This window comes from Mucilaginibacter sp. PAMC 26640 (assembly GCA_001596135.1).
In the GTDB taxonomy this organism is placed as follows: domain Bacteria; phylum Bacteroidota; class Bacteroidia; order Sphingobacteriales; family Sphingobacteriaceae; genus Mucilaginibacter.
The window spans coordinates 547,777-562,849 of sequence record CP014773.1; the positions used below are offsets into that span (position 1 = coordinate 547,777).

The following is a 15,073-nucleotide window of genomic DNA, read 5'->3' on the forward strand; positions in this document are numbered from 1 at the left end:
CCTGCTATGGGCGAAAAAGAATTACTCCATCTGTTAACTGGTTGTTTGAAAAGCGACCGGGTCAGTCAAAAATTGCTCTATAAAGCTTTTTATGGCTATGCTATGGCTATTTGTTTGCGCTATGCAAACAACCGGTATGAGGCGGCTGAAATTTTGAACCAAGGATTTTTAAAGGTCTTTACAAATCTGAACCGGTACGAAAATAATAAGCCTTTTAAGGCATGGCTGGCCCGCATAATGATCAATACATCGATAGATCATTACCGGTCCAATTTAAAAACAGCGCGGACTGATGACATTGAAAATGCGCATCATTTAAGTGATGATAATTTTGCCGACAAGAATTTAAGCTATAATGAATTAGTAGCAATAGTACAGCAGTTATCACCTGCCTACCGGGCAGTTTTTAACTTGTATGCGATAGAGGGCTATACACATGAAGAGATTGGTGATCTGCTGGATATAAGCATTGGTACATCAAAATCAAACCTGCATAAGGCCCGGGAGAAATTAAAAAAAATAATAACTGACGAAAATTCGCTGCCCCATAATATGGGCGAACAGCAAACCATAAGAATGGTACCCATACAAAAGGGAGATATGAGTTTATCATATATGAACAATGGGGCTAAGCAATGAAAGAGGAAGATAAAAACGATATAGACAGCCTGTTTAGAAACGGTTTTAGCAACGCCGGAGAAAACGCCCTGCCAACAAACGAAGATTGGGCTGCAATGGAACGCCTGCTTGAAGGCGGCACTCAAAAAAGCTTGTTTTTGCAGAGGCTACCCATCATCATGAGTGGTATTGCTGCTATGCTGCTGCTATTACTGGGCTGGTTGTTTTTTAAACCCGGGGGGCAAGAAATAAGCACAAAAATGCAACAGGTTAAAGTGAAACCAATTATAAAAAAAGATACCGGTACTTACGGCCAGCGCGTGCAGTTACTAACCCAATCTACCAAGATTAAACCGCTTTCGGCAACTATGAAAAAGGCAAATAGTGAAATTGGAAGAAGCCGCAATAGCAAATCGTTCTTCACCTTATCTACTGTCGCTGCTGGCCGTACAACTACCGGCAACGTACCCGGTAATCATAACTATGCAGGCGAAAGCACAACGATAGCTATGCAGGATACAGCCATGCAGAATGGAAACAGCACTGTAAATACAGTTGATACAATTGCAACACAAAACATTGCCGCTTCAACCGACAGGGATACTAACCAACCTGTTATAGCTAGTGCAGAAGCACCTGCTGCAAAAATAAAAAAGACGAACACCGCCAGCAGGTTCAGGCCAACGTTTGCCGTAAGTGTATTAGCGTCTTCAGATCTCAACAGCGTCCAATCTTTCTCACAAAACAAGTTGGGCACCAGTGCAGGTCTTGGATTAACAATAGGTTTATCAAAAAAATGGAGTGTTACCACAGGCGCTTTTTATGCCGACAAACCGTATATGATACCATTTTCAGGTTATAAAACATCTTTCAAATTCAGTACAAACCCCTTAACGGTTAGTGCAAATTGTATCGTGTTGGATATCCCCGTTAACGTTGGTTATCAGGTTTATCACCAAAACAGAAACAAACTAAGCCTGGGTGCCGGGCTATCGTCATATTTTATGCTGCGCGAAAATTACACTTTCAATTACCCTGGCACCTACGGTGGCTCTGCCTACACCTCTAACTATGATATCCGCAACAAAAACCGGCATTTATTCGGGGTGGCAAATATTAATGCTACTTATCAGCGGCAAATAAACTCCAGGTTTGACCTCGGTATACAGCCCTACTTAAAACTGCCGCTTACCGATATCGGTTACGGGCAGGTAAATCTTAAATCTGCCGGGGTGGCAGTGGGTATAATTTGGAACCTTAATACAAATACGAAACCTTAATAAAAGATGAAAATTTTTGGCTTAATGATACTTGCCTGGTTTGGGATAAACCAGGCGGGGCAGGACATCTATGTGTGTAAAAATGCGGTTATTAGCATTTACTCCAAAGCGCCTATAGAAGACATCGCCGCCGAAAGCAATAAAGGCGTGTCGGTTTTTAATGCTGCAACCAGCGAAATTGCATTTAGCGTCCCCATCCGTTCATTACGCTTTGATAAAGCCCTGATGCAGGAGCATTTTAATGAAAACTATATAGAGAGCGATAGATATCCGCAGGCAACCTTTAAAGGCAGACTAACGGAGAAGCCCGACCTCAGCAAAGATGGCACCTACCCTGTCACCGCTACCGGTACTTTTGAGATTCATGGAGTAAAGCAATTGCGCACTATCCGTGGTACACTTTCCGTAAACAATGGCGCGGTAAGTATCTCGGCAGAATTTATGGTGGCCTGCAAAGATCATAAAATCGAGATCCCTACACTGGTATTTCAAAACATTGCCGAGACTATCCAGGTAAAGGTAGTCGCTGCCTACACCCTAAATCACTAAAACGCTAATCTTAAACAACTCACAAATATGCAACGCTATTTTTACTTAATTATCCTTTGCATTGGCTGCATTTCGCTGAAGGCACAAACCAGGGCCGATAGTTCATCCACCGATTCGCTGATGAAAACGTTGAGCGGAGTACCTGCCCGCGAACCTGTTATTGCAACCTTTAAAGCTACGCGGCTCATCCTATCGCAAACCACCGAAACGGTAAAAAAGAAAGAGCTGAACTTTTTGGTAATTCACCGATTTGGCGATATTGGCGGCGCAAGCGGGGGCGGCAAAACGCTTTGGGGCTTAGATAACTCTTCAGATATCTACATTGGCTTTGAATATGGCCTCACCGATAACCTAAATATTGATTTTGGCCGCAGCAAGTTTGAGCAACTTTTAGATCTGCAGCTCAAATATTATCTGTTGCACCAAACTACTAATGATGAGGTTCCCGTTGCTTTAACCGTTTTAGGCAAAACTGGTTTTAAACCTTACCATGTAAACACCAATATTTTCGATAATTACGGCAATCGCTTCTCTTACCTGGCACAAGCCATTATTGCCCGTAAATTTTCGAGTAAACTCTCCCTGCAGATCAGCCCATCGTATATCATCAATAATGTTCCTTACCCATTTATTGCCGGTAACGAAAAAAACTTCTTTGCACTCTCCGCTGCCGGCCGCTTAAAGTTTAGCAAACGCATGGGTATTGTATTAGATTATTTCCACCCTTTCTCCTCCTTCAGGCAAAATAGTGCCACGCCGCCTTTTTATGACGGATTTGGTGCCGGTATTGAAATAGAAACAGGGGGGCACGTGTTTACCATATATTTCACCAACGTACAGGCCATCTCCGAGATCAATTACTTCAACGATACCGAAAGCAGCTGGAGCAAAGGCCAATACCGGCTGGGCTTCACCATATCGCGCATATTTAACTTCAATAAAAAAGTAAAAAACTAAACTAAACATTATGGAAAGGCAAGAATTTTTAGCAAAATTAGGCATCAGCCTGGCGGCTGTTTGTACCGGTTGCAGCCTGGTTGGCTGCGGATCAAAAGGAAACGACCCAAGCCCTACACCGCCACCCCCCGCTCCGGGCGGCGGAGCAATGGTCACCGCAAATCTGGCAACCGAACTTACTGCTATCGGTACTTCAAAAGTATCCAACGGGGTAATTTTGGTAAGGATTGCAGATGGCAATACGCCGGCCTCATTTACAGCCGTACAGGTTGCCTGCACACATCAGGGCACAAGCATTAACTTTAATACCACACAGGGAATCTTTATCTGCCCTAATCATGGCAGCCAGTTCAGTACCGAAGGTGCCGTATTACTCGGCCCGGCGGCATCACCCTTAAAACACTATACCATTAGTGTTACCGGCACGTCTCTTACCGTAAACGCATAAAAACATAACAGCACTGTAAATTTACTTACAGTGCTGTTGTCCTTATTTTTTAGCGTATTCGCTGTTGCGAATCGCACTCGAAGCTACAAAACCGGGGCTTTTCAAGCTCCCCCCTTTTGTAAATGCCAGGGCTAATGATTAATATCTGTTTGGCGAAAATAGCTCTATCCCTGCCGACACCTTGTTTTCATTTAAAACTTCCTCTACCAATTTGCCGGTGGCTGGTGCCAGGCTCAGGCCCATCATGCCGTGGCCGGTTGCAATGGCCAGATTACTGAATTTAGCCGATCGCCCGATATAGGGTAAACCATCTGGTGAGCAAGGCCGGAAACCGAACCAAATATCCCGTTGCTGTGGTGTGGCGGGTTTAAAACCAGGGAAATATTTAGGAATTGATTCCACTATTCCGGCAACACGGTTCATGTTGATCTTATTATTCACTTTACCAATTTCCATTGTACCGCCAAAGCGGATACTACCGTTCATTGGGGTTACCGATACCCTGGCCTCGCAAAGCAGCGATGGGATACTCATGCGATGCTGCGGCTCGGGCACCATAAAAGAATAGCCCTTACCAGGCATCATAGGAATGTTTAACCCCGCCATTTTAGCAATTGCCGGAGACCATGCCCCACCTGCAAAAAGATAGGCATCGCCCGTGAAGCTTTTATCATTACTAAATACCGATTTAATTTTGGCGTAATCGCGCTCTATATGCGTTACTGCCGTATTACGATGGATCTTTACGCCATTAGCCTCCAGGTATTTTACCAAACCGGCAACCAGCTGATTAGGGTATAAGTGCCCGTCACAATGATAATGTACGGCACCCAAAATATCCATATCAACATCGGGCTGCAATTTTCGGCATTCGTCGGCCGTTAGGTATTCTGCATTTAACTCAAGCGACCGTGCCTTTTCGGCAGTATGGCGTTCTTCGTCTTCAAATTTAGGTGTTTTAAAAAGCATCAAAATACCCTTATTCTTCAAGCCGAAATCAAACCCGGCCTGTTCATCAAACTCCTTGTACAACTTACTGCTCAAAAGCGACAGGTCCCGCAGGGCGGTTGCTGACCGCTCAACATGTTTCTTATTGGCCGCTTTTAAAAACTTCAGGCCCCAGCCTATCAGTTCCGGGTTAAGTGATGGCTTTACATAAAAAGGGCTCTTACTGTCGAACATCCATTTCACGCCCTGCTCTATCATTCCCGGCGCTGCCAAAGGCACAAAGTGGCTGGGAACAATCATTCCGGCATTGCCAAAAGAGGCATTATCGCGCAGATCGCCTTGCTCCAAGATCTCTACTTCCCAACCCGACTTTTGCAGGTAGTAAGCCGAGAACAACCCGATAATACCGCCGCCTACTATTATTACTTTACTCATGTTGGCTCCCTACCCCTCTGAAGCGGGTTCGTTTAGTTTGAATTTTTAAATTATTCTTCGTGTGTTCCTAAGATACTTATCTGTATACTTTCAAGTTCAACCCTTTAGGTGGAGGACTTGAGTGGCGGTGCTTATATCACCTGGAAACCATGTGCATACGGATCGTCATCATCAATCTTAATGGTGTTGTACCCGTACACTTTTGCCCAGCCTTCTATACCGGGGATGATCCCTGTTTTGCCGCCAATGCTTACTTCATCCTCTACCGTGCCGATAAACTGGCTGCCGATGATACTTTCATGGATAAATTGATCCCCTTTCTTCAGCTTGCCTTTTGCATGCCATTGCGCCATCCTTGCAGAGGTGCCTGTACCGCAGGGTGACCGGTCTATCGCCTTATCGCCATAAAAAACCGCATTGCGTGCAGTTGCTTCCGGTGAAATGGTTTTGCCCGCCCAAAGGATATGTGTGCAGGTATTAATGGTTGGGTTTTCAGGGTGAACAAAGGTGTACTTTTCGTTGATGCGTTTGCGCAACTCCCTGCTCCACGAGATCAGCTGATCGGCAGTGTGATTTTCCAGTCCGCCGAAGTTTTCCTGCGGATCTACAATGGCATAAAAATTCCCCCCATAGGCAACGTCGATAGTCAGCATCCCCAGGTCAGGGCATTCAATCTCCAATCCTTCCGAATCGAGGTATGAAGCAATATTAACCAGCTTAACCGACTTCACTTTTGCACCTTCCTGCTTGTAGGAGATGAATACCAGGCCTGCAGGTGCTTCCATCCTGACTATGCCCGGTGTTTTAGGTGTGATCAATCCTTCTTCTATGGCAATGGTGATGGTACCGATAGTACCGTGCCCGCACATGGGCAGGCAGCCGCTGGTTTCAATGAACAACACGGCCACATCATTCTGCGGATCATGAGGCGGGTACAAAATACTGCCGCTCATCATATCGTGCCCGCGTGGTTCAAACATCAACCCTTTACGGATCCAGTCGTACTCTTTTAAAAAATGCTGGCGCTTCTCGCTCATGTTAGCGCCAATCAAATTGGGGCCTCCACCGGCAACTAATCTTACCGGGTTACCACAAGTATGCGCATCTACACAAAAAAATGTTTTACTCATGCTATTATTGGTGGGTGTAGCGCATTAAGGAGTGAATGGTGTAATCGGCTATGCCAACACTCACCACTCACGCTTTACTGTTCAACTACTTTGTCCATTCATTATTAAATAAACGCCAGATGCCAAGCGGGTTGCCATCTTTCAACGCATCGGGCAACAGGTCGTTGTCCCAGTTTTGGTATGCCAGCGGGCGCACAAAGCGCTTAATAGCACCGGTACCTACCGAAGTAAATCTGCTATCGGATGTAGCCGGAAACGGGCCGCCATGCTGCATAGCGTTGCCAACTTCCACACCGGTTGGCGGGCCATTGAGTATTACACGGCCTGCCCTTTCAGATAGCTTATCAATAATTGGCTTGTGTAACGCTAACTCTTCGCGCTCGGTCATTATAGTAGCGGTTAGCTGGCCTTGTAAGGCATCCAGCACCTGCTCCAGTTGTGCCATATCATCGGCAACAACCAGCATGCTGTAAGGACCAAACACTTCTTCCCTGTATTTTTCGTCGGCCAGAAAATCGGCAGCGGCTATTTCGCTTACTACAGCCAGCGCCTGGTTAACGCTTTCGGTATTTAACTTATCCGATTGGCTGATCACCGTTACGACATCGTCTGTAAGTCGTTCTGCGGCCAGTTTGTCAAAGTTTTTGCAAATGCCGGGGGTCAGCATCGTAGCAGAACCCACATTGGCAATTGCCTCGCTTAAAGTCTGTTTAAAACGATCGAGCCCATCAGACTTTACAGCCAGCAGCAAGCCCGGATTGGTGCAAAACTGACCCGCACTCATGGTGATGGATTCGCCATATGTTTTAGCAAGTTCTTCGGCACGGTTTTGCAAAGCCTGTGGTAACAATACCACCGGGTTAATGCTGCCCATTTCGGCAAATACCGGGATCGGTTCATCGCGCTCGCGCGCCATTTTCACCAATGCCATACCGCCTTTAAGTGAACCGGTAAAAGTCACAATTTTTGTTTTGGGGTGTTTAACCAGTGCTTCACCAACGGCATAGCCATCATCAAACAAATGCGAGAAAACCCCTTCCGGCAAGCCATGCTTTTCAGCGGCGTTTTTAATTACTTCGGCAACCAACGCACTCGCGCCGGGGTGAGCCGGGTGAGCCTTTACCACCACCGGGCAACCTGCAGCCAAAGCAGATACGGTATCACCGCCGGCAACAGAAAATGCCATAGGGAAATTGCTGGCACCAAACACCACAGCCGGGCCAATCGGTACCATCATCCTGCGCAGATCTACGCGTGGTAAAGGTGTCCTGTCAGGGATAGCCGTATCAATTACGGCATCCAGCCATGAACCCTCCTCTAACAGATTGGCATACATATTTAATTGCCCAACAGTACGGCCGCGTTCACCCGTTAAGCGGGGAATGGGTAAGCCGCTCTCTGCAGCGCAACGTTGAAGTAAAGCATCGCCCAAAGCCGTGATGCCTTCTGCAATACTGCGTAAAAAGGCAGCTTTGGTTTTGCTGTCGGTATGGCGGTACGTGGCAAATGCCTTATCTGCCAGTTTCATGGCGGCATCAGCATCTGCAGCGCTTGCAGGATAAAAGTCGCCTTCTACTTCGGTGTTGCTTGCAGGGTTTATGGCCCTGAAACTTTTACCGCTTTGCGGAAGGAACTGAGATCCTATTATATTTTTTGTGTTCATAGATAAATTTTAAAGCAATAATCGGGCTGTTTTCATTAACCGGCAAAACGCACCCGTTTACAAAAGTTTTTCATGTGGAGGAACGAGGGACCTACCAGTGGCATAAATGTAACACCACTGGCAGATGCCCCGTTCTTTAGCTTCACAAAATACTAGCTAACTCCTGTTACGTCAACTTCTGCTTCGATACCCCAGCTGCCGGCAGGTAGTTCGGGGCGATTTTTTACTGCGGTGTTAATTAAGCCTAAAACCCGCTCGCGTTCTGCACCGGTAATTTTCATACGTGGTAAACGCACGTTTTCGGTACCTAATCCGGTAACGCTTTCGGCTAACTTAATGTACTGTACCAATTTTGGGTGAATATCCAGCTCCAGTACCGGTAAAAACCAACGATAAATGGCCAGGGCTTCTTTCATCCGCTCGGCTTTGGCCAGGCGGAAAATAGCAACCGTTTCCCTTGGGAAAGCGTCAACCAAACCTGCAACCCAACCGTCCGCACCCATAAATAAGCTTTCTAAAGCCAGGGTATCTACACCGGTTAAAATAGCGAAACGATTGCCGAACCTGTTGATCATACGGGTTACGTTGCTTACATCTCTGGTAGATTCTTTCACCGCCTGGATGTTTTTGTAAACCGATAAACGATCAAACATATCCAACGTAACCTCTAATTTATAGTCAAAAGGGTTGTTGTAGATCATGATCGGCAACTCGGTGCTTTGCGCAACCGCAGCAAAGTACTCAAATGTTTCTTCCGTATCGGCCAGGTAACGTAACGGCGGCAACATCATTAAACCGTCTGCACCATATTTAGCAGCATTTTCGGCACAAAGCAATGCAGCTTTGGTAGTTTGCTCGGCAATGTTTAAAATAACATAAGCGCGTTTAGCAACCACCTCAACGGTGTGCTTCAGCAACTCAATCTTTTCAGCATCATTTAAAACGCTGGCCTCGCCTAAAGAACCACCGATTATGATACCACTGGCACCAGCTTCTAACTGCGCTTCGATGTTTTTATCAAATGCATCAAAATCAAACTCATCATTGTCAGTAAACTTGGTTGTTACCGCGGGGAATACCCCTTTCCATACTATGCTCATATTATTTTAGCCCCCAATCCCCCTGTGGGGGAATTTTTATTTGTTATTTGTTATTTAATCTCTTGCACTCCTCTAAAAGGGAGGGTCGGACTTACCATACCCTCAGCAGCATCACCCCGTGCGGGGCAACACTTGTTTTAAAATCGACGGCACTTTTCGCCAGGTCTTTTTGCTGCCAAACGTTGCGGATGCGTTTGTAAGCACCTGCTGTTTCAGCAGGCAGCGTAATGCTTTGGTATTTATCGCTCAGGTTGAACAGACCAATAGCCTTACTGCCGTCTTTCATTTCTTTTACCCAGATCTGGTAATCATCACCCTTTACTATTTGCCGTGCAGCTTTGCCTAGTTCATCCTGGTCTATCGCCAGCACTTCGGCGTTGGTCAGCAGGTTCAGCGTGAATTTATCCAGGGTACCCATATCGCAGCCGATCAATAAAGGAACAGCCTGCAGGCTCCATAAGCTGATGTGCGTGTACTGCTCATCTGCGGTAAGCCGGCTATTGTGCAATTGCGGCCCCCAGCCTACTTTTCCTACTACCAGCATATCCGGATCATTGAAATGGCCGGGCTGGGCAAATTTAGCGGCCTCGTCCTGGCTAAAACCAATTCCCGACATGCTTTTCCAGGTATCTTCTATATCTCCGGTTGTGCGCCAGCTGTTACCACCAACTGCGGCCCCCCATTCCCATACTTTACCCCAGCCATACTGGCAAAAACTCAGCATGATGTCGCGGTGTACCTTATCCAGTGATGCACGGATCACCTGGTAAGGTTTCTGATAATCTGCCAGTGTAGCTTGTTTAGGAGATACCTCGGTATAAGAACACCAGTCGTATTTTAAATAATCTATCCCCCAGTCGCCATAGGTTTTGGCATCCTGGTCCTCATGCTGCCAGCTCCCTAAAAAGCCACCGCAGGTTTGCGGGCCGGGCGAAGAATAAATGCCCATTTTAAGGCCAAGGCTATGTACAAAATTGGTGAGCCCCTTCATATCCGGAAACTTGGTGTTGCTAGTGATCTCGCCGCTTGGTAAACGTTTGTCTATTTCCCATCCGTCGTCGATGTTCACATAGTTCCAGCCGTAGGCAGAAAGTTTATCTATCATGGTTTTGGCAGCAGTGCGCACACGGCCATCATCCACACTTAATCCGAAGGCGTTCCAGCTATTCCAGCCCAAAGCGGGGGTTAAACCAATTTTATCACCAATGATAATGCTGAGCTTTTTAGTATTGGTACCGAGCGCATTGCTTACCGTTAGCGTAACCGGGTATTCGCCTTTAGCGGCAACGGTACCGCTAATAATGCCTGTTTTAGTATCCAGTGCTAAGCCTTTTGGTAAACCCGCAGCTTTATAAGTCAATGGTTTTTGCCCGCTTGCCGGGATGAGGTAGAGGAAGGGATTACCTGGGCGCGCACCGTAAACCTCTGCACCGTTTATTTTGGGCTGTGGCGCCGCTGCAGGTGTGAGGATGTAAGGCGTACTTTCGCTTTTAACAACCTGCATACTCGAAAGGCTATCGGTAAAAGTATAACTCAGGGTGTATGATTTTTTCTCCAGCGCCGCTGCGTTAAAGGTATAAGTAAAGGGCTTGCCGCCTGCAAAGGCTGCGTTATTGGTTTTTTGATAAAGCACGGTGCCGGTCTCCGGATCGGTTACTTTAAAATCCAGCTTGCCTTTGTAGTTGTAATTGCTCCCTTTTGAGATGAGCTTTATCGACTTGCCTACAGCATTTTTATCGCCGTAAATAAAATTTGCCTCAGTATTGATGGTCACGTAATCCATAATATCATTCATGCTGATACTGAATTTATCCCCATACAGACCACCATCGCCGCCGGTATCAAAAATGCGGATAGCAATAACATTTTCTTTATCCCACAGAATAGCGGGATTGCTGGTTGCCAGCACATAACGCCGCTGACCGTAATGGCCCTCCGTTTTGATATCTTTCCCGCTTTGGGCGATCAATTTACCGTTTAAGAACACTTCGTCGTTATCATCTACATTCTGCAGATCAAACCTAAGGCTGTCTTTTAAATAAGCTTTATCTTTTAATGAAATTGGGATTACCACATGCAAACGGTACCAGCCAAAGCCGTTGAGACCCGGGTAACCCTGGTTTTCCCAGCTTTTAGAAACATCTATCGGCTTCCACTGGCTGTCGTCCAACGTTGGAGATGACCAAGAGACGGTATCACCGGGTTTAAATTTCCAGCCGGAAGCAAGAGAAACTTCCTGGGCCTCCGCTTTACAAAAGCAGGCGGCAAATAATATCAGTGAAAATAGCTTTTTCATATCATTTATTTTGCCTGCAGATCAACATATTTTACCTGCTGCGGAAACCAAACCATCATTTCCCCTTTGCCGCGGTTGGCCCAGGCATAGTAAGGTATTGCGGTAAGGGTTTTTGTTTGCGTGCTTACATTCTGCCCGTCGTTATCAATGTTCACTGCCCGTACTTCACCGGTTAAAACAGTAACGCCATTGAGCAAACCAGCCTCATATTGCGTTTTAAACTCCGTAGTTTTTGGGATGATAATATTTGCGGCTTTGCCATCGTTATCTTTCCACTCGGCGCAGTACATCAGGGGGCCACGCTGCAAAGCTACTTTGCCGGCATCATCAGGCAATAGCTGGTTAGCTACTACACGCTGTATATCCATCGGTAAGGTCATTTCCACCTTATCGCCTTTTTTCCATTTCTTGCTGATCACCGCGTAGCCTTTGTCAACCGTATAAGCTACGGGTTTGCCGTTCAGTTTGATCTCAATTTTTGATGCAGATGATTGCTGATAGCTGTACAGATCTGACGGGATAGCCTGGTTGTTAGCCCAGCCCGGGATGCGGATCTTCAGGTTGAGGTCCATTGCCGAAGCAGGGTTAATATTGAACACCAAACCACCATCCCATGGGTAGTTATTTTGCTGGGTGATATTCAGTGTTTTGTTATTCACCTTCAGGTTTCCGCTGCCGCTGATAAACAGGTTTACAAAAACATCCTTACCGTTTTGGGCGTAAATGTAGCCGGGAATTGAAGGGATCAGCCTCGCTACATTGGTAGGGCAGCAGGAACATACAAACCAGCCCGAACGCTCACGCTCAATATCCGGGTGGGTAAAATCATCCTGGATCTGCATAGCATTGGTATAAAAGAAAGATTTACCATCCAAACCAACGCCAGAGATCAAACCGTTGTATAAAGTTTTTTCCAGCACGTCGATGTATTTTGAGTCGCCATGCAGCAGGAACATCCGCTGGTTCCAAAAAACGTTGCCAATGGCCGCGCAGGTTTCGTTGTAGGCAGTCGTATTTGGCAATTCGTAATTAGCGCCAAAACGCTCGCCATCGCCAACCGCACCAATGCTGCCCTGCACGTACATTTTTTTGGTAACCATGTTGTCCCAAATTTTATCTATTGCTGAAAGATATTCCTTATCGCCGGTTAAAGCGGCAACATCTGCCATGCCCGAGTACAGGTACATGGCGCGTACGGCATGCCCTTCTGCTTCATCCTGTTGAACAACAGGTTTATCATCCTGGTAATAGGTACCGTTCTCGTATACGTTCTTACTCTTTTTATTATAAACCTTTTGGCCACGCTGATCGATAAAGAACTTGGCCAGATCCAGGTATTCTTTTTTGCCGGTGATGCGGTATAAACGCACCAGGCCCATCTCAACAATCTCGTGGCCCGGGGCCACATGTTTTTTATCGGGGCCGAAGGTGCGAACCAATAAGTCGGCGTTTTTAATCGCTATATTTAAAAAGTTGCGCTTGCCGGTTGCCATAAAGTGAGCCGCGGCACCTTCGTACATGTGGCCGGCATTGTATAACTCGTGACTGGCTTCCTGCTCTTTTACCCAACGCTCGGGGCCGGCCCATGAGCCAGGGTGCAGCGGATCAATCGTACGGGAAGTATACAGGTAACCGTCTTTCTCCTGCGCCTTGCCAACAACTTCAATCAACGAATCCAGGTAAGCATCCAGTTTCTTATCAGGATGAACGGCAAGTGAATATGAAGCGCCTTCTATCGTTTTATAAATATCTGTATCATCAAATGGGTAGGCCGTACAAAATTTGCCTTTACCTTCTGCTGCCATCTCAAAGTTTTTGATCCTGCCGGTAGTTTTACAACGATCGAACGAGGCCGGGATGGTTACCGTTCGGTTGGTTTCAATGCGCGAGGTCCATAAGTGATCCGTCAGTTTCACCTGCGTAAATGCAACAGGTTGAATAGGATAATCCTGTTTTTGCGCAAGGGCAGAAACACTGTAGCAAGCGAAAATCAAAAAGCAGATCTTTTTCATAAACAAAGAAATTTGGTTAGCTGGCTTAAATGTAAAACTATTCAAATGTAAATGTAAATACCAAGCAGTAATAATTGATTTTTACCTGATTGTAACTATATATTACCCTTATAAGAAGTTATTTTACCATGTTATGGGATAAAATACCGTAAATATTAAAAGTTTAAAATATTATATATTCCGTTAAGCAGGTATTTATTTTAAATAATTTCAAATAAATAATATTATAATTCACTTGAAGATGGTGCTGAAAGATATGATTATCAGGGTTGACCAAAAAACAAATGCCGAGGATTTCGATCAACAACGAAAAAAGCTGCCAAAATCAAAAAAGAAATCATTGAGCGATTTTTACGGAAAGCTTAAGGGCGTTTCGGTGAAGGACGTTATTACCAACAGAAAATTAAGAAATGAATGGAAATAGGAACAAATATTTAATATTCCCTTTACATTTCTTAATTAATTAAATTGCTACATTTATTACTTGAAAAATTAACACCATTATGAAAAGAAAGATCTTTACTACAGCTTTATTATCCTGCTGCTTTATGATATGCCTGGCAGCATTCGCAACCCTTGACGGCAAATGGGTGGGCAACATTAACACACCAGATGGACAGGCTTTGGAAGTAACCTACAACTTTAAAGCAGATGGCGACAAGTTAACAGGTACCGCCGTATCTCCAATGGGCGAAGTAAACCTTGAGGATGGCAAAATAAACGGTGATGAGTTCAGTTTCAAAGTAAACGTTAGCGGCACCGAGTATCCTCACAAAGGTAAAGCCTACGCAGATTCATGCGCCATGGATATTGATTTCGGCGGCAGTTCTTCTCACTTCGTGGTGAAACGCGCCAAGTAATCCGGTAATTCCGACTTATAAACCACCCCCAAAAAGTTAAACACTTATTGGGGGTGTTTTTATGTTGTTAACCTTGTATATATTACCTTTGCGGCCAAATGCAACGTATAACCGCATACTTTCTCATCGTTTCACTTATTACAGTGAACTTTACCCGCCTTTTTATTTACGCGGGCTTTGAGCTGAACCGGGGTTATATTGCTGCCAAACTTTGCGAAAACCGCGATAAACCCTGGATGCACTGTAACGGCAAGTGCTACTTTATGAAAAAGATAAAGCAAGCCGAAGACAGTAAGAACTCCGAAGAAAAACAGGCCCAAAAAAACCTGTTCCAGGAGGCCGGCACCGTCCGCCAGGTGACTATCCAATTTCACTCCGTTGTTTTGGCAGTGATGCAAATTCCCCGTCAGCAGATTAAACTGCCTGTGCAGTCGCGCACTATCTTTCAGCCACCACGGCTCTCATAAATACCCATTCATTTCCTGATCAGGTTTTAAATAATGGCATCGCCCATCGTTTAAACTAATGCATTTTATTTTTTTGAATGCGTTGTTGGCCTGCTTACCGGTAATCCGCTGAATCGACTCCCCCCCCTTCTCTGCTTGGCAAAGGCGAGGAGACATAGCGCTAGTTTTATTTCCACCCTCTTTGCGAAGCAGAGAGGGTCGGGCAGCGTAGCGAACCCGGGGTGAGTGAACTCTTCGTGCGATTGCCACGGGTGTAGATGCCTGGATTAGTTAGCAATGGGTTTGAAACCATGCTAACCTGAAATCTCCG

Annotated in this window: 14 protein-coding genes; 8 read left to right on the forward strand and 6 right to left on the reverse strand. The window is 45.7% G+C overall.

The window, feature by feature from the left end; translation table 11 throughout:
* Window positions 1-6: 6 nt before the first annotated feature.
* From A0256_02435 to A0256_02455, 5 genes are read left to right on the forward strand one after another with little or no spacing between them, the layout of a single operon-like run.
* Window positions 7-639, forward strand: coding sequence for an RNA polymerase subunit sigma-24 (locus A0256_02435; GenBank protein ID AMR34404.1), 633 nt, complete (start codon window positions 7-9; stop codon window positions 637-639).
* A complete protein-coding gene (locus A0256_02440; GenBank protein AMR30353.1) occupies window positions 636-1,898 on the forward strand; it encodes a hypothetical protein in 1,263 nt (420 codons plus the stop codon). Before A0256_02435 ends, A0256_02440 begins: the two co-directional genes overlap by 4 nt.
* A 6-nt stretch (window positions 1,899-1,904) precedes the next feature.
* Window positions 1,905-2,447 carry a polyisoprenoid-binding protein gene (locus tag A0256_02445; GenBank protein AMR30354.1) on the forward strand — a complete coding sequence of 181 codons (543 nt, stop codon included), beginning with the start codon at window positions 1,905-1,907 and terminating at the stop codon, window positions 2,445-2,447.
* Window positions 2,448-2,474: 27 nt separating this feature from the next.
* The gene (locus A0256_02450) at window positions 2,475-3,404 is read left to right on the forward strand and encodes a hypothetical protein (protein ID AMR30355.1); all 930 of its coding nucleotides are present in this window, start codon (window positions 2,475-2,477) and stop codon (window positions 3,402-3,404) included.
* 10 nt (window positions 3,405-3,414) lie between these two features.
* Window positions 3,415-3,852, forward strand: a complete 438-nt coding sequence (locus A0256_02455; protein AMR30356.1) for a hypothetical protein — start codon at window positions 3,415-3,417, stop codon at window positions 3,850-3,852.
* Window positions 3,853-3,990: 138 nt separating this feature from the next.
* Here A0256_02455 and A0256_02460 read toward each other — a convergent pair whose 3' ends face one another.
* The 6 genes from A0256_02460 to A0256_02485 form a co-directional block, all read right to left on the reverse strand.
* Window positions 3,991-5,235: an amino acid dehydrogenase gene (locus A0256_02460; GenBank protein AMR30357.1), complete on the reverse strand. Its 1,245-nt coding sequence runs from the start codon at window positions 5,233-5,235 to the stop codon at window positions 3,991-3,993.
* A gap of 131 nt (window positions 5,236-5,366) precedes the next feature.
* Entirely contained in the window at window positions 5,367-6,365 is a 999-nt protein-coding gene (locus A0256_02465; protein ID AMR30358.1) for a hydroxyproline-2-epimerase, read from the reverse strand.
* Window positions 6,366-6,450: 85 nt separating this feature from the next.
* Complete coding sequence (locus tag A0256_02470) at window positions 6,451-8,028, reverse strand: 2,5-dioxovalerate dehydrogenase (protein ID AMR30359.1); 1,578 nt, start codon at window positions 8,026-8,028, stop codon at window positions 6,451-6,453.
* A 152-nt stretch (window positions 8,029-8,180) separates the two neighbouring features.
* A complete protein-coding gene (locus tag A0256_02475; GenBank protein ID AMR30360.1) occupies window positions 8,181-9,128 on the reverse strand; it encodes a dihydrodipicolinate synthase family protein in 948 nt (315 codons plus the stop codon).
* 91 nt (window positions 9,129-9,219) lie between these two features.
* Entirely contained in the window at window positions 9,220-11,424 is a 2,205-nt protein-coding gene (locus A0256_02480) for a hypothetical protein (GenBank protein AMR30361.1), read from the reverse strand.
* A 5-nt stretch (window positions 11,425-11,429) separates the two neighbouring features.
* A complete protein-coding gene (locus A0256_02485; GenBank protein ID AMR30362.1) occupies window positions 11,430-13,436 on the reverse strand; it encodes a six-hairpin glycosidase in 2,007 nt (668 codons plus the stop codon).
* A 241-nt stretch (window positions 13,437-13,677) separates the two neighbouring features.
* Between A0256_02485 and A0256_02490 the strand changes: the two genes are divergently transcribed.
* The 3 genes from A0256_02490 to A0256_02500 all read left to right on the forward strand — a co-directional run bounded on the left by A0256_02490 (window position 13,678) and on the right by A0256_02500 (window position 14,763).
* Window positions 13,678-13,860 carry a hypothetical protein gene (locus A0256_02490; GenBank protein AMR30363.1) on the forward strand — a complete coding sequence of 61 codons (183 nt, stop codon included), beginning with the start codon at window positions 13,678-13,680 and terminating at the stop codon, window positions 13,858-13,860.
* A gap of 79 nt (window positions 13,861-13,939) precedes the next feature.
* On the forward strand, window positions 13,940-14,296 hold the full coding sequence (locus A0256_02495; protein AMR30364.1) for a glycoside hydrolase: 357 nt from the start codon (window positions 13,940-13,942) through the stop codon (window positions 14,294-14,296).
* Window positions 14,297-14,394: 98 nt separating this feature from the next.
* Window positions 14,395-14,763 (forward strand): hypothetical protein, encoded by a 369-nt coding sequence (locus A0256_02500; GenBank protein ID AMR30365.1) that lies wholly within the window; start codon window positions 14,395-14,397, stop codon window positions 14,761-14,763.
* The last annotated feature ends 310 nt before the right edge of the window (window positions 14,764-15,073 follow it).